Source organism: Streptomyces sp. NBC_00076 (assembly GCF_045041235.1).
Classification (GTDB): Bacteria; Actinomycetota; Actinomycetes; order Streptomycetales; family Streptomycetaceae; genus Streptomyces.
Genome location: NZ_CP108242.1, coordinates 4,842,033 through 4,859,562 on the forward strand (window position 1 = coordinate 4,842,033; position 17,530 = coordinate 4,859,562).

Sequence of the window (17,530 nt, forward strand, 5' to 3'; positions counted from 1 at the left end):
GTGGGATGTGCGGCTGCCGTCGCGCGGGCGCGACCGGCCGCACCGGCCCGCAGACGGACGACTACCTCTCAGACGAGCCCGGCCTCACGGAACGACTCCAGGTTGGGACGAATGGTCGCGGTCAGCCCCGTTCCCGCCACCGCGTCCAGCGTCTTGAGCCCGTCGCCGGTGTTGAGCACCACCGTGGTCTTGGCCGGGTCGAGAAGACCGTTTTCGATCAGCTTCCTCGTCACACCCACCGTCACGCCACCCGCGGTCTCCGCGAAGATGCCCTCGGTCCGCGCCAGCAGCTTGATCGCGTCGACGACCTGCTCGTCGTTCACGTCCTCCACCGCACCGCCGGTGCGACGGGCGATGTCGAGCACGTAGGGACCGTCGGCCGGGTTGCCGATCGCCAGCGACTTGGCGATGGTGTTCGGCTTCTGGGGCCGGACCACGTCGTGCCCGGCCTTGTAGGCGACGGACACCGGCGAGCAGCCCTCGGCCTGCGCACCGAAGATCTTGTACGGCTTGTCCTCGACGAGCCCGAGCTCGATGAGCTCCTTCAGACCCTTGTCGATCTTCGTGAGCTGCGAGCCGGAGGCGATCGGCACGACCAGCTGGTCCGGGAGCTGCCAGCCGAGCTGCTCGCAGATCTCGTACGCCAGCGTCTTGGAGCCCTCGGCGTAGTACGGCCGCAGGTTGACGTTGACGAAGCCCCAGCCCTCGCCGGCCGGGTCGCCGATCAGCTCGGAGCAGAAACGGTTCACGTCGTCGTAGTTGCCCTCGATGCCGACGAGCTCTCCGCCGTAGACGGCGGCCATGACGACCTTGCCCTGCTCCAGGTCGTGCGGGATGAACACGCAGGAACGGAAGCCGGCCCGGGCGGCGGCGGCGCCCACCGCACCGGCGAGGTTGCCGGTGGAGGAGCAGGACAGGGTGGTGAACCCGAAGACGCGGGCGGCCTCGATGGCCTGGGCGACGACCCGGTCCTTGAAGGAGTGCGTCGGGTTGCCCGAGTCGTCCTTGACGAACAGCTTGCCGGCGTCGACGCCCAGCTCACGGGCCAGGTTGTCGGCCTTGACGAGCTTGGTCCAGCCGGGGTTGATGTTGGGCTTGTCGGCCACGTCCGCCGGGACGGGCAGCAGCGGCGCGTAACGCCAGATGTTCGCGGGGCCCGCCTCGATCCGCTTGCGGAGCTCCTCGGCGTCGTAGGCGGAGAAGTCGTAGGCGATCTCGAGCGGGCCGAAACACTCCTCGCACGCGAAGACCGGGCCGAGGGGCACGCGGTGACCGCACTCGCGGCAGCTCAGCGCTGCGGCGGGGCCGAGGTCTACGGTGTTCGTGGTGCTTGCATCAGTCTGCACAGCCATGGAGGCGAGGCCCTTTCTCCTCATCTTCCTCACGACGCACTTCGCCGTGAGACGGATTTGGCACCTTCCCTAGTCGGGAGCCTCGCTGGTGACGAGAACCGACTGGAGGGTTGCCGGGGCTTCATCGGGCCGTATCCCTCTGCCCCTCTGGATGAGCGGTATGTGGTTGTTGATCGGTGAAACGAGGCGGCGACCCCCGACATGCGATGGTCATCCGCGTTGTTCAAGACTGTAACCGAAGGCCAGGACAGTTGAGATAGCCGTCCGAACCGCGAGATGGATCACATGGCCCACACGAGGCCATGGACAGCAGCTCGCCGAGAGAACGCAGAGGAGCCGCGCACTGTGCTGAATGAAGTCGAGCGCTGGCTGAGCACCCGCTCCTGGTCGAAGACCGATCGCCCGCTCCACAAGATCCTGGCAGCGAAACGCGCCACGGGCCAGTCGGTCAGCGTGGTGCTGCCGGCGCTGAACGAGGAGGAGACGGTCGGTGACATCGTCGCCGTGATCCGTCACGACCTCATGCAGCAGGTCCCGCTCGTCGACGAGATCGTCGTCGTGGACTCGGGATCGACCGACCGCACGTCCGAGGTGGCAGCCGCGGCCGGGGCGAGAGTCGTCCACCGCGACGACATACTGCCCCGCATACCGACCGTCCCCGGCAAGGGCGAGGTGCTGTGGCGCTCGCTCCTCGTCACCGGCGGCGACATCGTCTGTTTCATCGACGCCGACCTGAAGGAGTTCTCCTCGGACTTCGTCTCCGGGATCGTGGGCCCGCTGCTCACCGACCCCGGGGTCCACCTGGTCAAGGGCATGTACGACCGTCCGCTGGGCGGCGCCGCCGGTCAGGGCGGCCGGGTCACCGAACTGATGGCCCGCCCACTGCTGAACATGCACTGGCCGCAGCTGGCCGGTTTCGTCCAGCCGCTGGGCGGTGAGTACGCGGCCCGCCGCTCCCTCCTCGAACAGCTGCCGTTCCCCGTCGGGTACGGCATCGAGCTGGGCATGCTGGTCGACTCCCTGCACCTGGTGGGCCTCGACGCCCTCGCCCAGGTCGACATCGGCGTGCGCATCCACCGTCACCAGGACGGACAGGCGCTGGGCCGCATGTCCGCCGCGATCTACCGCACGGCCCAGCTCCGGCTGGCCCGCGGCCACCTCATCCGGCCCTCCCTCACCCAGTTCGAACGGAGCGGGGACGGCTTCGAGCCACGCACCTACTCGGTCGACACGGAGGAGCGCCCGCCGATGGCGGAGATCGCGGAGTACACGGCACGGAAGGTCGCCTGACGCGGGTGTGCCGTCGTATGCCATCGCCGTGTGACGCGGACCGTAGTACGTGCTTCTACGGTCCGTGGCGAAGGTCATCCGTACGTTTGAGCGTTTCCGGGCCGGGCTAGGTTGTGGCGTATGGCCTCCACCAGCGGTGCTGCTCAGGTACTCGTCGCGTCCAACCGCGGCCCGGTTTCGTACGAGGTGCGCGAGGACGGCTCGCTGCACGCCAAACGGGGCGGCGGCGGGCTGGTCTCGGGGCTGTCCGCGATCGGCTCGGACGCGGGTTCCCTGTGGGTGTGCTCGGCGCTGGGTGACGGCGACCGGGAGGCGGTGCGGCGCGGGGTCGGCGAGGACGGCGTGCGGATGCTGGACATCCCGGCCGACGTGCACGCCGACGCGTACAACGGCATCGCCAACTCGGTGCTGTGGTTCGTCCACCACATGCTGTACCAGACCCCGCTGGAGCCGGTCTTCGACACGGAGTTCCGGCGGCAGTGGGCGTCGTACGAGACGTACAACCGGGCCTTCGCCGAGGCGCTGGCCGAGGAGGCGGCGCAGGGCGCGTCGGTCGTGGTCCAGGACTACCACCTGACGCTGGTCCCGGGCCTGCTCCGGGAACTGCGCCCGGACCTGCGGATCGGCCACTTCTCGCACACGCCGTGGGCGCCGCCGGAGTACTTCCGGATGCTGCCGGACGACATCGGGCAACAGGTCCTGCGGGGCATGCTGGGCGCCGACCGGCTGGGCTTCTTGACCCACCGCTGGGCGGACGCGTTCACCGCGTGCGCCGAGGAGTTCGCCGGGGGGCTCGGGAGCACCCGGATCGGTGTGCACGGTCTCGGCGCGGACGCGGACTTCCTGCGGAAGCGGGCGCACGAGGCGGACGTCGACGAGCGGATGACGGCACTGCGGGCCGAGATCGGCGAGGGCCGGAAGGCAATCGTCCGGGTCGACCGCACCGAGCTGTCGAAGAACATCGTGCGCGGGCTGCTGGCCTACCGGCAGCTCCTGGACGACCATCCGGAGTGGCGCGAACGGGTGGCGCACGTGGCGTTCGCGTACCCCTCGCGGCAGGACCTCGCGGTGTACCGGGACTACACCGCCGACGTGCAGCGCCTGGCCGAGGAGATCAACTCCCAGTACGGGACGCCGGGCTGGACCCCCGTCGTGCTGCACGTCAAGGACGACTTCGCCCGCTCGCTGGCGGCCTACCGGCTGGCCGACGTGGCCCTGGTGAACCCGATCCGGGACGGCATGAACCTCGTCGCCAAGGAGATTCCGGTCCTCTCCGAGGAGGGCTGCGTGCTGGTGCTGTCGCGGGAGGCGGGGGCGTTCGAGGAGCTGGGGGACGACGCGATCGCGGTGAACCCGTACGACGTGGTGGCGACGGCCCGGGCCCTGCACGAAGCGCTCACCCTGCCGCCCGGCGAACGGGCCGAGCGCACCAAGCGGCTCGCCGCGGCGGCCACCGCGCTGCCCCCGGCCCAGTGGTTCCTGGACCAGTTGCACGCGCTCGACGCTCAGTCCAGCTGAGCCGCCAGCGCCTTCAGCAGCCGCACGACACCCGCCGGTCCGTCCACCACCAGGTCCGCCCGCTCCCTCAGCTCGGTCACCTCGTCGCTTCCGCTGCACACCAGCAGGCCGGGGGTGCCGTCGGAGCGGAGTTTGTCGACCGCGGCGAAGGCGGGGAGGTCGCCCAGGTCGTCGCCGCCGTAGAGGACGGACTCGGCGGAGATCTCGCGCGCGTACTCGATGAGGGCGACGCCCTTGTCCATGCCGGGCGGGCGCAGTTCGAGGACCATCCGGCCGGGTTCGACGATCAGCCCGTGCCGGGCGGCCAGCTCGGTGAGGGGGGCGCGCAGGGCCTCGAAGGCGGCCTGCGGGTCCGAGGCCCGGCGGGTGTGGACGGCGAGCGCGCGGCCCTTCTCCTCGATCCAGGTGCCCTGCCAGGCGTCGATCCGGTCGAGGAAGCCGGGCAGTTCGGCGCGGGCGGCGGCGACGCCGGGGTGCGGGGCGGGGGCGTTGACGGTGCCGGTGACGGCGTCCCAGCGTTCGGCGCCGTAGTGGCCGAGGACGACGAGGTGTTCCAGGCCCGGGACGCCCGCGAAGCCGCCGTGGCGCACCGCGACGCCGGCCGGGCGGCCGGTGACCACGGCGACGGCGGCGACCTTCGGTGCGAGCGCGGCGAGCGCGGACACCGCGTCCGGGTGCGCCCGGGCCTGTTCGGGGTCCGCCACGATCGGCGCGAGTGTCCCGTCGAAGTCGAGCGCGATCACCGCGTGGGCGGGGTGCGCGAGGATGGCGTCGAGTCCGTCGCGGCCGGCGGGAGTCGTCGGCGTCGGCAGAGGGTCAGTGGCGTGCGGGTCCGTGGAGTCCGTGTGGCTGCCCATGGATCGACCTTATCCGCGAACGGGGCGCGCACTCTCGGTACACCTCGGGCTTTTTCGATCAGGTCTCGACCGGGCGTTCACTGATCGACCGCTCACCGCTCACCTCGCCGTGCGTCCCGTACCCGGCGCAGCCGGTTCACCGTCACCGGGTCGAACGCCAGCGCCCTCTCGTCGTCCAGCAGTGCGTTGAGCAACTGGAAGTACCGCACCGGCGCCAGCCCCAGCTCCTCCCGTATCGCCCGCTCCTTCGCGCCGGGCCCGCTGAAGCCCCGTCGTTCCAGCGCGAGGATGTCCCGCTCCCGGCGGTCGAGCCGCTGCTGCTCCTGGTCCATGCCCGGCACGCTAGCCGCCGCCACTGACAGCGACCACCGTGCTCCGGGCACCACCGTGCACCGTGCAGGCCCCGGCTACTCCGCGCTCTGTGCGGTGGTCGCCGTCGCCTGGAGCTGGTCCAGGACCGACGACGGGCTGCCGTTCGGGGCGACGGCCCGGCCGATCCGCTGCTTGATGTCCGCGCTGACCTCCGCCCAGGAGGTCTGCCCGGCGGGGTACAGCTCGGAGACGGGCAGCTCGTCGAGGAACGGCTTGAGGGCCGCGTCCCGCTTCGTCCCGCTCATGACCTGGGACGCGGACGTGGTCACCGGCAGCAGGTCGTACTCCCGCGAGAAGTCGAGGACGTTCTTCTCCTCGTACACGAAGTCGAGGAAGTCGCCGATCTGCTCGGCGTGGCCGTTCTTCCGGAACGCGGTCATCCAGTCGGCGACGCCCATCGACACCTTGCTGGGCCCGTCCTGGCCGGGCATCGGCACCATGCCGAACTTCACGCCCTTCTTCTCGGCCATCTTCATCAGCGAGGGATGTCCGTTGAGCATGCCGACGTCCCCGTTGGTGAACGCGGTGAACGCGGCGGCACGGTTGAGCTCGCCGGGGGCGACCGGCCCGGTCAGGCCCTTGTCGACGAGGTCGCTCTTGAGCCAGGTGAACGTGTTGACGTTCTGCGTGGAGTCGAGGTCGTAGCCGCCGCTCTCCGCGGTGTAGCCGCCCCCGCCGCTGAGCAGCCACTGCATGGTCTCGGCCTGCGCCTCCTCGGGGCCGAGGGGCAGCGCGTACGGGTACTTCACGCCGCGCGCCTTCAGCGCCGCGGCGTCGGCGGCGAGCTCGTCCCAGGTGGTGGGCGCGCTGAGGCCCGCCTTGGAGAAGAGGGTCTTGTTGTAGAAGAGCACGCGGGTGGAGGCGGCGAACGGGAGGCCGTACTGCACCCCGTTGACCTGGCCCGCCCGGCCGAGCTGGGAGACGAAGTCGGCCTGGGTGGATATGGAGAGCAGGTCGTCGGCCGTGTAGAGGAGGTTCTTGGCGGCGTAGTCGGCGTACGAGCCGATCTGCGCCATGTCGGGCGGGTCACCTGCGGCGACCATCTTCTTGACCTTGCTGTCGATGTCGTTCCAGGAGTACACGGTGACGTCGACCTTCACGCCCTCGTGCTTCGACTCGTACTCCTTGACGAGCTCGTCCCAGTATTTCTGGGAGCTGTTCGCCGAGGCGTCGCCGTAGTCGGCGGCCACCAGCTTCAGGGTCACCTCGCCCGAGTCCCCGGTGAGGCCGCAGCCGCCCAGGACCGCCGTCATGCCCAGCGCGGACACCACCGCGATCGTTCCCGTCCTACCCCGCCGCCGCTGCACTGCCAACCGCCCCAAGATCACTGATCGAAACTTTCGAAAGGTCATACATATTAACGAACAAGGTCTACACCACGTAAGTGGACTAGACCTCTTGTGGGTACTCGGGCCACACTAGACCCCGTGAGACATGTCATCGCCCTCGACGTGGGCGGCACCGGGATGAAAGCCGCCTTGGTCGGGCCGGCGGGCGAGCTGCTGCACCGCGCTCGCCGCGCCACCGGGCGCGAGCGCGGACCGGACGCGGTCGTCGAGGGGATCCTCGACTTCGCCGCCGAACTGCGCGCGCACGGCGTCCGGCACCTCGGTGAGCCCGCGGCCGCGGCCGGTGTCGCCGTCCCCGGGATCGTCGACGAGGAGCGGGGCGTCGCCACCTACTCGGCCAACCTGGGCTGGCGGGACATACCGCTGCGCGAGCTGCTCGCCCAGCAGCTGGGCGGCCCGGTCGCCCTCGGTCACGACGTGCGCACCGGCGGCCTGGCGGAGGGCCGGATCGGCGCGGGCCGGGGCGCGGACCGCTTCCTGTTCGTGCCGCTGGGCACCGGCATCGCGGGCGCCATCGGCATCAGCGGCCGGGTCGAGGCGGGCGCGCACGGCTTCGCGGGCGAGATCGGCCACATCGTCGTACGGCCCGGAGGGGCGGCCTGTCCGTGCGGGCAGCGCGGCTGCCTGGAGCGGTACGCGTCCGCGGCGGCCGTCAGCGAGGCGTGGGCGGCGGCCTCCGGGGACTCAGAGGCGGACGCGGCCGACTGCGCGAAGGCAGTCGAGTCCGGCGACCCGAACGCCGTAGGCGTCTGGCGGGACGCGGTCGACGCGCTCGCCGACGGCCTGGTCACCGCCCTCACCCTGCTGGACCCGCGCACCCTGATCATCGGTGGCGGCCTGGCGGAGGCGGGGGAAACCCTGTTCACACCACTGCGGGACGCCGTCCGGCAGCGGGTCACCTTCCAGAAGCTGCCGACGATCGTCCCGGCGGCCTTGGGGGACAGCGCCGGCTGCCTCGGTGCGGGCCTCCTGGCCTGGGATCTGCTCGACACCACACCTACGACGCCCGAGGAGCCCACGTGACGGCCACCCCCTCAGGGGCGCGGGACCGCGCCGATATGCGGCCTCGCCGCGGGGCGCGACCAGCCACACTCGCCCCGCACCCCGCGACCGGCCATGCGCCCCTGGTCCTCTCCGGCGCCAACGTGGTCATGCCGACCGGAATTGTCGAAGAGGGCCGGCTGGTCGTCGAGGGCACCCGCATCTCCGCCACCATCCCGGAGAACGCCCAGGTCATCGACGTAAGCACCCACTGGCTCGTCCCCGGCTTCATCGACCTCCACAACCACGGCGGCGGCGGGGCTTCCTTCACCTCCGGGACGGTCGACGAGGTCTTCAAGGGCATCCACACCCACCGACTGCACGGCACCACCACGCTCGTCGCCTCGACGGTCACCGGTGACATGGACTTCCTCACCCAGCGGGCCGGCCTGCTGTCCGAGCTGGCCGAGCAGGGCGAGATCGCCGGCGTCCACTTCGAGGGGCCGTTCATCTCCCCGTGCCGCAAGGGCGCGCACTCCGAGGCGCTGCTGCGGGATCCGGACCCGGCGGAGGTGCGCAAGCTGATCGACGCGGCGCGGGGCCGGGCGAAGATGGTCACCCTCGCCACCGAGCTGCCCGGCGGCATCGACTCCGTACGGCTGCTCGTGGAGCACGGCGTGATCGCGGCGATCGGGCACACGGACGCGACGTACGAGCAGACGACGGCGGCGATCGACGCGGGCGCGACGGTGGCGACCCACCTCTTCAACGCGATGCCGACGCTCGGCCACCGCCACCCCGGCCCCGTCGCGGCCCTGCTGGAGGACGAGCGCGTCACCGTCGAGCTGATCAACGACGGCACGCATCTCCACCCCGCCGCCCTTGAACTGGCGTTCCATCGCGCGGGCGCGGACCGGGTGGCGTTCATCACGGACGCGATGGACGCGGCCGGATTCGGCGACGGCCGTTACTGGCTCGGTCCCCTGGAGGTCGAGGTCGCCGACGGGGTGGCCCGGCTGGTGGAGGGCGGCTCGATCGCGGGCTCCACCCTCACGCAGGACCGCGCGTTCCAGCGGGCGGTGACGGTCGACCGGCTGCCGGTGGAGGCCGTGGTCGCGGCCCTCTCCGCCAACCCGGCCCGGCTGCTCGGCATGGACGACCGCATCGGCTCCCTGGAACCGGGCAAGGACGCCGACCTGGTCCTGCTCGACGCCGACTTCGCCCTCAAGGGCGTCATGCGCCGGGGAGAATGGGTGGTCGATCCCCAACTGGGGTGATTGATTCCGCTGTTGAGGAGGAGGGTCGTCCTGCGAAACTGGGACGACCGTCGTCCGTTTGAGATGATCGCTCTCCGGACAGCCAGACGGGAGGGGAGGTCGGTCCAGTGATTCTCACAGTCACGCTGAACACCGCTCTCGACATCACCTATCGCGTGGGTTCCCTGCGCCCGCACGCCTCCCACCGGGTCACCGAGGTGACCGAACGGCCGGGCGGCAAGGGCGTGAACGTGGCCCGGGTGCTCGCCGCCCTCGGACACGAGGTGACGGTCACCGGTTTGGTCGGCGGCGCCACCGGACGTTCCGTACGGGAGGGGCTCACCGTGGTGCCGGGGCTGGTGGACGCCCTGGTCCCGGTCGGCGGCCCGACCCGGCGCACGATCGCCGTCGTGGACGAGCAGAGCGGCGACACCACCCAGCTCAACGAGCCCGGCCCGACGGTCACCCCCGCCGAGTGGCAGGCCTTCCAGGATGCGTACGAGGACCTCGTCCCGTCCGTGCACGCGGTGGCCCTGTGCGGGAGCCTGCCGCCGGGCGTGCCGGTGGGGGCGTACGCGGGACTCGTACGGACCGCGAAAACGGCCGGTGTCCCCGTCCTCCTCGACACCAGCGGCGAGGCGCTGCGCCGAGGCGTGGCCGCCCGCCCCGATCTGGTGAAGCCGAACGCCGACGAACTGGCCGAACTCACCGGCTCCCACGAGCCGTCGCGCGCCACCCAGGACGCGCGGCGCCGCGGCGCCCAAAGTGTGGTCGCCTCCCTCGGCGCGAAGGGCCTGCTCGCGGTGACCCCCGAGGGCCGCTGGCGCGCCGCCCCGCCCGCCCATGTCCACGGCAACCCCACGGGCGCCGGCGACTCGGCGGTCGCGGGCCTGCTGTCGGGACTCGTGGAACAACTGCCCTGGCCGGACCGGCTGGCCCGCGCGGTCGCCCTGTCGGCGGCGACGGTCCTGGCACCGGTGGCGGGCGAGTTCGACCGGGGGGCGTACGAGGAGCTGGTGGGGCGGGTGGCGGTGACCGGGGAGGCCGGCGCGGCCTAGGAGTCGACCCAGCCCTTCACGAGCCACATCTGGTCCAGCAGGGCGTCGCACTGGTTGCCCTGCCCGCAGGACACCTGCAAGGTGTTGGTGCCCTTCTTCAGCTGGACCCAGTTGTAGGTCTTCGTCCAGCCCTTCGCGTAGTCGCCCTCGGGGCCCTTCGCGTAGTTCTCCATTTTGACCGGCGTGCTGGCGGCCGTGCCGTTGACCGTGAGGGTGGCGTTGGCGTCCTTGCCGGGGACGCTGTAGCCGACGTACAGGGTGTACTTGCCGTCCTTGGGGATGCTGTTGGCCGTCCAGGTGACCGAGGCACCGACCTGGTTGAACCCGGTGACGTAGGTGCCGCCGTCGGCCTTGGCTCCCTTGACGTCCGTGGCGGTCGTCATGCCGGGCGTGAGCCTGAGTGCCTTCACGTCGGTCGTCGGCAGGTCGTCCTGGCTCGCCGCGCCGTTGCTGTTCGACGGGCTCGGCTGGCTGCTCTGCGAGGTCGTCGGTGTCGTGGACGCCTCGTTGCCGGCCTTGTTGTCGTCCTCGCCGCCGCCGTTCATCATGGCCACGCCGATGCCGATGACGACCGCCGCGACCACCGCGATCGCGCCGATCAGCAGGCCCTTGGTGTTGGGACCGCGACGGCCGCCGCCACCGCCACCGCCGTACGACGACTGCTGGGTGGCCGCGGCGCCGCCGGGGAGGGTCTCGGGGGCCGCGTAGTGGCTGTTCGGCTGGGCGTAGGAGGCCTGGCCCTGCTGCGGGACCTGGCCGTAGGGCGCGGTCGCGGCGGCCTGACCCTGCTGGCCGTACTGCCGCTGGCCCACCGCCCGCACCCGGTTGACGGAGTTCGGGTAGCCGTAGCCATTGGACGGCGGCTGGGCTCCGTTGGCCTGCCCGTCCGCGTACAGATAGCCGAACGGGTCCTCGTCCTCGGGCGTGCTCGCGCCGTTGTTGCCGGCCGTCATCCCTTGGTCTCCTCAACAGGTGCGGATGCGATTCATACGGTGAGAAGGGCGAGCCTACCCGCTCCTGATGCCCCAAACGGGTGACTCGGATCGCATCAGCTCGCCGGCCTGGGGATCAGCCCGCGCGTCTGTGTTGTTTGGGACGAGATCGTTTCTCGACGTACATCCGCTCGTCAGCGGATTTCAACACCTCGTCCGCCGTCATTCCGCAGTGGGCCCAGCCGATGCCGAAACTGCCGCCGACCCGCATCGCCCGTCCGTCGACCCGGATGGGCTGGATGATCTCGTTGCGCAGTCGTACGGCCAGGTCCTGGGCGTCGGCGCGGCCGAGCCCGTCGGCCAGCACGACGAACTCGTCGCCGCCGAGCCGGGCCACGGTGTCGCCGTCGCGGACGGCCCGGGACAGCCGGCGCGCGACCTCGATGAGGACCGCGTCGCCCGCGTTGTGCCCGAACCGGTCGTTGATCGACTTGAAGCCGTCGAGGTCGCAGAAGAGAACCGCGAGCCCCTTGGTGCCGTCGTCCCGCTCACTCTCAGGAGTGACGGTGTGCACATGGTGGTCGTAGCCGTCGAAGGTCTGGTTGACCGGCCGGAAGTCGAAACCGTCGCCGCTCGCGGCGAAGGCGGGGTGCCCGTAGGCCGCGTCGACGGACTCCAGCTCGCCCGTGGGGCGCTGACACAGCCGTGAGGAGAGCCGGGCGCGCAGCTCGGCGGAGTTCGGCAGGCCGGTGAGGGAGTCGTGGGAGGCGCGGTGGGCGAGCTGCAGCTCGCGGCGCTTGCGCTCCTCTATGTCCTCGACGTGGGTGAGGAGGAAGCGGGGCCCGTCGGCGGCGTCGGCGACGACGGAGTTGCGCATCGACACCCACAGGTAGGTGCCGTCGCGGCGACCGAGCCGGAGCTCCGCGCGACCGCCCTCGGCGGAGGTCCTCAGCAGGGTGCTGATGTCCTCGGGGTGAACGAGGTCGGAGAAGGAGTAGCGGCGCATCGCGGACGCGGGGCGGCCCAGCAGCCGGCACAGCGCGTCGTTGGTGCGCAGGATCCGGCCGTGCTGGTCGCCTCCCATCTCGGCGATGGCCATGCCGGAGGGGGCGTACTCGAAGGCCTGCCGGAAGCTTTCCTCGCTGGCGCGCAGGGCCTGCTGCTCCCTTTCGAGCCTGACCAGTGCACGCTGCATGTTGGCGCGCAGACGCGCGTTGCTGATCGCTATGGCGGCCTGGAACGCGTACATCTGGAGCGCTTCGCGCCCCCATGCGCCCGGATGACGGCCGTTGCGCGGCCGGTCCACGGACAGCACGCCTATCAGCTCGCCGCACGAGCCGCCGCCCGGCGCGGCGGGCGTGTACATCGGGGCGAAGAGCCGGTCGGAGGGGTGCCACTCGTCCTCGAAGCGGGGCGCGGGGCCGTCGGTGTACCACTGCGGTACGTCGTCGTCGTCGAGGACCCAGCCCTCGGTGTGCGGGATGAAGACCAGGTCGCCCCAGTGCTCGCCCATGCCGAGGCGGCGCTCCCAGGACTCGCGGGAACCGACCCGGCCGGTGATCAGCGCCTCGGCGGCGGGGTTGCCCGCGAAGGCGGCGACGACGAGGTCGCCGTCGGGGCGTACGAGGTTGACGCACGCCAGCTCGTACCCGAGAGCCTGGACCACGCCGTCGGCCACGGTCTGCAGTGTGTCCGCGAGGCTGCGGGCCGTGTTCATGTCGGCCATGACCTGGTGCAGCTGTCGCAGGGACGCAAGACGGACGTAGGGTTCCGACTCGGTCTCCATGCTCGCCCTCCCCCCGAGACCTCGCAGTGAATCAAGGGTTCTCTTCGGCGCTTCTTATCAGTTGATGTGCCTGCGTCTTCCCCAGCCACTGAATCACAGCGCGCTGCTCACTCGGTACACAGGGTCAACAATTAGTCCCCCTTGTGACTCAAGTCACAGCTGAAGATGAACAATTGAGTGGGGTTTCTGCGGTTTTCTTGTGCGTTTACTGAACGCAAACTTGGTGCCGATGTGGAGGACGTGCGGAAACTCGGCCGTGAGTCCTAGGACCGCGCTCCGTCCCGGGCCCGATGCGGTCCGCGTGGGTCGGTGACTAGCGTTCCGGGTGTGCCGAACACTCCCCTCGCCCCATCCGCCGCCTTCCCCTCGCCCGCCTCCGGGCATGCTGTGGGGGTGAGCAACGACGAGTTCCGCGCCGCCATGTCCCGGCTGGCCGCCGGAGTGGTCCTGGTGACCGCGAGGGAGACGCCACTCGACCCGGACGATCCCGGGGCGCCGGCCGGCGAGGACGTCGGCATGACGGCGACGGCGTTCATGTCCGTCTCCCTCGACCCGCCCCTGGTGCTGGTCAGCGTGCGTGAGGGCTCCCGCATGGACGACCTGCTCGACGAGCAGCCCCTGTGGGCGGTGTCGGTGCTGTCCGAGAGCCAGCGGCACATCGCCGGGCGCTTCGCCATGAAGGGCCGCATCAGCGACCGCCTGCTCTTCGAGGACATCCCGTACGTCCGCGGCGAGGTGTCCAGCGCTCCCCTGGTGGGCGGCGCCCTGGCCACCCTGGAGTGCCGAACGGAACAGCGCATGACGGCCGGCGACCACACCCTGGTCGTCGGCCGTGTCCTGACGGCGGCCGTACCGAGCGCGGACGGCGGCCCGCTGACGTATTTCCGGGGCCGGTACCGGCAGTTGGGCTGAGTACCGGCAGTCGGGTCGACCGGGAATTCACTCGCACCTGGGCGATCCGCCTTCTTAGGGTGCCCGCATGACGACGACTTCCGCGCTCCGCCTCGAAGAGGTCACACCCCGCAACTTCGAGGCGGCGACCGGCATAAAGGTCCGCCCCGAGCAGGAACGCGCGGTCGCACCGGTGATGAAGTCACTCGCCGAGGCGTACGTCCACCCCGCGGGCGTCGCCTGGCCCCGCCTGATCGTCGACGGCGACCGTCCCGTCGGCTTCCTCATGGCCTTCTTCGACATCGACTGGCGGGAGGACGGCACCCTGTTCCGCTCCGGCCTGTGGCGCCTGAACATCGCGGCCGGTGAACAGGGCCGGGGCTACGGCCGGTTCGCCGTGGAGTCCGTCGCCGCCGAGATCCGCCGCCGGGGCGGCCAGGAGCTGTACGTCACCTGGCACCCCGGGCCGGACGGCCCCGAGAACTTCTACCTGGGGCTCGGCTTCCGTCCCAACGGCGAGACCAGCGGGGACCAGACCGTCGGAGTGCTGAAGCTGTCCTGAGGGGGCCCGGTCCGGGTGGGGCAGCTCAGCCCCAGTCGCGGCCGGTGCGGCCCCGTTTGGTGTCCGAGCGCTGCTTCTTCTCCCGCAGGCGGCGTTCGTTGATCCCCCGGGGGATCCGGGTGGCCCGGCGCGGCTTGGGCGGCGGGGCCGTCGCCTCGGCGAGGAGGGCGGCCAGGCGTACGGCGGCGGTCTCGCGGTTGCGCCACTGGGAGCGGTGCTCGGAGGCGCGGACGGTCACCACGCCGTCCACGAGCCGCCCGGCCAGCCCGGCCAGGGCCCGCTGCTTCCACACCTCGGGCAGGGCCTCGGTGCGCGCCACGTCGAAACGGAGCTCGACCTGCGTGTCGCTGGTGTTGACGTGCTGCCCGCCCGGCCCTGACGACCGCGAGAAACGCCACATGAGCTCGGCCTCGGGGAGCGAGACGGAGCCGCGGATGAGATAGGGACCGGACATGCCGTACATGTTCCCGCGTCTGACCCGTCCACGTCACCCCAATAACAGCCGACGGTACCGGGAGGGTGGAAAAGTACGCCGAAAGGGCGGCGCAAGCGCTGCGGAAGTGCCGCGCAAGTGCTCCGGAAGTGCTCCGGAAGTGCTGCGGGTAAAGAAAGTAAAGACACGGGGAACCTTGGACACCCCGCGCGGCGTTCATAGGGGTAGCTGTAGCTTCGTGCCAATAGATAACGAGGGAAGGGACTCCCAACAATGGCTGTAAGCCTGTCCAAGGGTGGCAACGTCTCGCTCACCAAGGAGGCACCGGGCCTGACCGCCGTCACCGTGGGCCTCGGCTGGGACGTCCGCACCACCACCGGCACGGACTTCGACCTCGACGCGTCCGCGATCGCGGTCAACCCGCAGGGCAAGGTCTACTCGGACGGTCACTTCGTCTTCTTCAACAACAAGCAGACGCCGGACCAGACCATCGTCCACACCGGTGACAACCGCACCGGCGAAGGCGCGGGCGACGACGAGGCGATCAACGTCAACCTCGCCGGCCTCCCGGCCGACGTCGACAAGATCGTCTTCCCGGTCTCGATCTACGACGCGGAGAACCGCTCGCAGAACTTCGGCCAGGTCCGCAACGCCTACATCCGCATCGTCAACCAGGCCGGCGGCGCCGAGATCGCCCGCTACGACCTGTCGGAGGACGCGGCCACCGAGACGGCCATGGTCTTCGGCGAGCTCTACCGCAACGGCGCCGAGTGGAAGTTCCGCGCGGTCGGCCAGGGCTACGCCTCGGGCCTGGTCGGCATCGCCCAGGACTTCGGCGTCAGCGTCTGACGAGCGCCTCGCTGCGCGGGACCCCTGGCTTCGGCCGGGGGTTCCCGCATGTTCCCCAGTAGGTTGCCCCCGTGATCCTGACCCCCCTCGCCCTCTCCCCCGACCACGACATCCCGGGCCCGCTCCTGACCGAACTCACCGCGCTCTACGCCGCCAACCGCGAGTTCCAGGCGCTCAGCGGTGACTTCCCGGATCCGGACGACATCCGCCCGGAACAGGTCGCGGCGGCCCTGGCGGAGGAGCTGGCCCACCCGGACGTCGAGGTACTGCTCGCACGCGGCTCGGGCCGTCTGGTCGGCATCGCGATCACCCTCGCGCGCCACCCCGACCCGGCCGACCCGGACCCGTGGATCGGCCTGCTGATGGTGGCCGCGGACGTCCACCGCCAGGGCTACGGCCGCCGACTGGCGACCCTCGTCGAGGACCGTTTCCGTGACGCGGACCGCACCGCCGTCCGCCTGGCCGTCCTCGACACCAACCCGAAGGCCCTCGCCTTCTGGACGTCCCTCGGCTACGAGCCGATCGCGCACCGCGCGGACCGTCAGAGGGCCCGCCCCTGCACGGTTTTGCGCAAGCCGCTGCACGACTCCCCCGGATCTCCCGGCCCCCTCTAGCCCTTCGCCGGCTTCCCGTCCCCGTACAGCCACTCGTCCCAGATCCCGCTGAAGTCCTCGCCGGGTGCCTCCTTCTCGACGTACGCGGTGAAGTCGGCGGTGTCCGCGTTCCCGTGACGGTGGGCGGCGGCCCAGCCCTGGACGATGTCGTAGAAGGTGTCGTCGCCGACGGTCTGCCGGATCCGGTGCAGGACCATCGCGCCGCGCTCGTAGACCGGGCTGTCGGAGATGTGCGCGGCGCTCGTCGGCCGCGCGGGCGGGAAGGACCAGAGGCCCTCGTGGGTCTTTGCACCGTGGTCGTAGAGGGCGTCGAAGGTCTCCTGGGCGCTGTCGCCGCCGTGGTCCTCGTCCCACAGCCACTCCGCGTACGTCGCGAACCCCTCGCTGAGCCACATGTCCCGCCAGGACTTCGGGGTGACGGAGTTCCCGTACCACTGGTGGGCGAGTTCGTGGACGAGGGTCGCGGTGTCGGGCGTGCCGGGGAAGACCGGCCGGTTCTGGGTCTCCAGGGCGTAGCCGGCGTCGGCGTCGCGGTCGACGATCGCTCCCGTCGAGGAGAAGGGGTAGGGGCCGAAGTTGTACTCGGCCCACTCCATGATCTCGGGAATCCCGGCGAGCACCTTCCGGCTCGCTTCCGCCTTCGTCGGGTCGACCGCCACGTACACGGGCAGGCCGGAAGGGGTGGTGGAGCGGGTGATGGCGTAGTGGCCGACGGCGAGCGTGGCGGCGTGGCTCGCCATGGGCTCCGCGGTGTGCCAGGTGTAGGTCGTACGGCCCTTCTTGGTCCTCTCGCCCGTCAACTCCCCGTTGGAGACGGCCTGCAGGCCCTCCGGAACGGTCACGGCGAGGTCGTACGACGCCTTGTCGGAGGGGTGGTGGTTGCCGGGGAACCAGGCCATGGAGCCGGTGGGCTCACCGAGGGCCAGCGCCCCGTCGGCCGTGCGCAGCCAGCCCTCCCGCGAGCCGTCCGGGTCGGTGATCGGCTCCGGGCTGCCTGAGTAGCGGACCGTCACCCGGAACGTCTCGCCGTCGTCGAGGCCGTCGCTCGGGTGGACCGTCAGCTCCTGTCCGGCGCGGTTCCAGCGGGCGCTCCGGTCCCCGACGGTGACGCTCTCGACGTCCAGGCCCCTGAGGTCCAGGTCGAAGGCGGAGAGGTCCTGGGTGGCGCGTGCGGTGATCGCCGCCGTACCGGACAGACGGGCCGTGTCCGGGTCGTAGGCGAGGGTCAGGCCGTAGTGCGTGACGTCGTAGCCGCCGTTGCCCGCCTTCGGGAAGTACGGGTCACGCACACCGGAATCGCCGGACCCGCCGTGATCCCCCGCGCCACACGCGGTCAGGACGATGGCGAGGACGACGACGGCACAGGTCGGGGCGACCGGTACGGATCGGGACACGCCAGTGATCCTATGAGGACCGCGTGGCACCATCTC

Annotated in this window: 17 protein-coding genes and 1 riboswitch; of the genes, 9 read left to right on the top strand and 8 right to left on the bottom strand. The window is 70.8% G+C overall.

Translation table 11 applies throughout. The features are described 5' to 3' along the window. Positions 1-68: 68 nt before the first annotated feature. Positions 69-1,352, bottom strand: coding sequence for a threonine synthase (gene thrC / locus OHA64_RS21840; RefSeq protein ID WP_405615564.1), 1,284 nt, complete (start codon positions 1,350-1,352; stop codon positions 69-71). A 17-nt stretch (positions 1,353-1,369) separates the two neighbouring features. Beyond that, positions 1,370-1,510: riboswitch (SAM riboswitch) on the bottom strand. Positions 1,511-1,697: 187 nt separating this feature from the next. On the opposite strand from thrC, the gene OHA64_RS21845 reads away from it, so the two are divergent. Both OHA64_RS21845 and OHA64_RS21850 read left to right on the top strand, forming a co-directional pair. Continuing rightward, positions 1,698-2,642: a glucosyl-3-phosphoglycerate synthase gene (locus tag OHA64_RS21845; RefSeq protein WP_405615566.1), complete on the top strand. Its 945-nt coding sequence runs from the start codon at positions 1,698-1,700 to the stop codon at positions 2,640-2,642. 120 nt (positions 2,643-2,762) lie between these two features. Further along, on the top strand, positions 2,763-4,160 hold the full coding sequence (locus tag OHA64_RS21850; RefSeq protein WP_405615568.1) for a trehalose-6-phosphate synthase: 1,398 nt from the start codon (positions 2,763-2,765) through the stop codon (positions 4,158-4,160). Here the strand turns inward: OHA64_RS21850 and otsB are convergent. The 3 genes from otsB to OHA64_RS21865 all read right to left on the bottom strand — a co-directional run bounded on the left by otsB (position 4,148) and on the right by OHA64_RS21865 (position 6,642). Then, complete coding sequence (otsB, locus tag OHA64_RS21855; RefSeq protein ID WP_405615570.1) at positions 4,148-5,017, bottom strand: trehalose-phosphatase; 870 nt, start codon at positions 5,015-5,017, stop codon at positions 4,148-4,150. The genes OHA64_RS21850 and otsB overlap by 13 nt on opposite strands. A gap of 92 nt (positions 5,018-5,109) precedes the next feature. Beyond that, positions 5,110-5,349, bottom strand: a complete 240-nt coding sequence (locus tag OHA64_RS21860; protein WP_405615572.1) for a DUF3263 domain-containing protein — start codon at positions 5,347-5,349, stop codon at positions 5,110-5,112. Positions 5,350-5,424: 75 nt separating this feature from the next. Then, positions 5,425-6,642 (bottom strand): ABC transporter substrate-binding protein, encoded by a 1,218-nt coding sequence (locus OHA64_RS21865; RefSeq protein ID WP_405624049.1) that lies wholly within the window; start codon positions 6,640-6,642, stop codon positions 5,425-5,427. Between the two features lie 174 nt (positions 6,643-6,816). Here OHA64_RS21865 and OHA64_RS21870 point away from each other — a divergent pair, with 174 nt between their 5' ends. The 3 genes from OHA64_RS21870 to OHA64_RS21880 all read left to right on the top strand — a co-directional run bounded on the left by OHA64_RS21870 (position 6,817) and on the right by OHA64_RS21880 (position 10,033). Continuing rightward, positions 6,817-7,761: an ROK family protein gene (locus OHA64_RS21870; RefSeq protein WP_405615574.1), complete on the top strand. Its 945-nt coding sequence runs from the start codon at positions 6,817-6,819 to the stop codon at positions 7,759-7,761. 128 nt (positions 7,762-7,889) lie between these two features. Beyond that, the gene (gene nagA, locus OHA64_RS21875) at positions 7,890-8,996 is read left to right on the top strand and encodes an N-acetylglucosamine-6-phosphate deacetylase (RefSeq protein ID WP_405624050.1); all 1,107 of its coding nucleotides are present in this window, start codon (positions 7,890-7,892) and stop codon (positions 8,994-8,996) included. Between the two features lie 107 nt (positions 8,997-9,103). Beyond that, positions 9,104-10,033, top strand: coding sequence for a 1-phosphofructokinase family hexose kinase (locus tag OHA64_RS21880; protein ID WP_405615576.1), 930 nt, complete (start codon positions 9,104-9,106; stop codon positions 10,031-10,033). On the opposite strand, the gene OHA64_RS21885 is transcribed toward OHA64_RS21880, so the two are convergent. Then, positions 10,030-10,986, bottom strand: coding sequence for a CBM35 domain-containing protein (locus OHA64_RS21885; RefSeq protein ID WP_405615578.1), 957 nt, complete (start codon positions 10,984-10,986; stop codon positions 10,030-10,032). The two genes, OHA64_RS21880 and OHA64_RS21885, sit on opposite strands and share 4 nt — an antisense overlap. 115 nt (positions 10,987-11,101) lie before the next feature. After that, positions 11,102-12,751, bottom strand: coding sequence for a diguanylate cyclase CdgB (gene cdgB, locus OHA64_RS21890; RefSeq protein ID WP_405615580.1), 1,650 nt, complete (start codon positions 12,749-12,751; stop codon positions 11,102-11,104). Positions 12,752-13,078: 327 nt separating this feature from the next. Between cdgB and OHA64_RS21895 the strand changes: the two genes are divergently transcribed. Together OHA64_RS21895 and OHA64_RS21900 are read left to right on the top strand one after the other, a co-directional pair. Further along, positions 13,079-13,663, top strand: a complete 585-nt coding sequence (locus tag OHA64_RS21895) for a flavin reductase family protein (RefSeq protein ID WP_405615582.1) — start codon at positions 13,079-13,081, stop codon at positions 13,661-13,663. Between the two features lie 67 nt (positions 13,664-13,730). Beyond that, positions 13,731-14,204 carry a GNAT family N-acetyltransferase gene (locus tag OHA64_RS21900; RefSeq protein ID WP_405615584.1) on the top strand — a complete coding sequence of 158 codons (474 nt, stop codon included), beginning with the start codon at positions 13,731-13,733 and terminating at the stop codon, positions 14,202-14,204. Positions 14,205-14,229: 25 nt separating this feature from the next. Here the strand turns inward: OHA64_RS21900 and arfB are convergent, their stop codons facing one another. After that, positions 14,230-14,667, bottom strand: a complete 438-nt coding sequence (arfB, locus tag OHA64_RS21905) for an alternative ribosome rescue aminoacyl-tRNA hydrolase ArfB (protein ID WP_405615587.1) — start codon at positions 14,665-14,667, stop codon at positions 14,230-14,232. Between the two features lie 243 nt (positions 14,668-14,910). Between arfB and OHA64_RS21910 the strand changes: the two genes are divergently transcribed. Both OHA64_RS21910 and OHA64_RS21915 read left to right on the top strand, forming a co-directional pair. Continuing rightward, positions 14,911-15,486, top strand: a complete 576-nt coding sequence (locus tag OHA64_RS21910; RefSeq protein WP_086762889.1) for a TerD family protein — start codon at positions 14,911-14,913, stop codon at positions 15,484-15,486. 71 nt (positions 15,487-15,557) lie between these two features. Then, a complete protein-coding gene (locus OHA64_RS21915; protein WP_405615590.1) occupies positions 15,558-16,100 on the top strand; it encodes a GNAT family N-acetyltransferase in 543 nt (180 codons plus the stop codon). Here the strand turns inward: OHA64_RS21915 and OHA64_RS21920 are convergent. Beyond that, positions 16,097-17,494, bottom strand: coding sequence for a M1 family metallopeptidase (locus OHA64_RS21920; protein ID WP_405615592.1), 1,398 nt, complete (start codon positions 17,492-17,494; stop codon positions 16,097-16,099). The two genes, OHA64_RS21915 and OHA64_RS21920, sit on opposite strands and share 4 nt — an antisense overlap. Between the last annotated feature and the right edge of the window lie 36 nt (positions 17,495-17,530).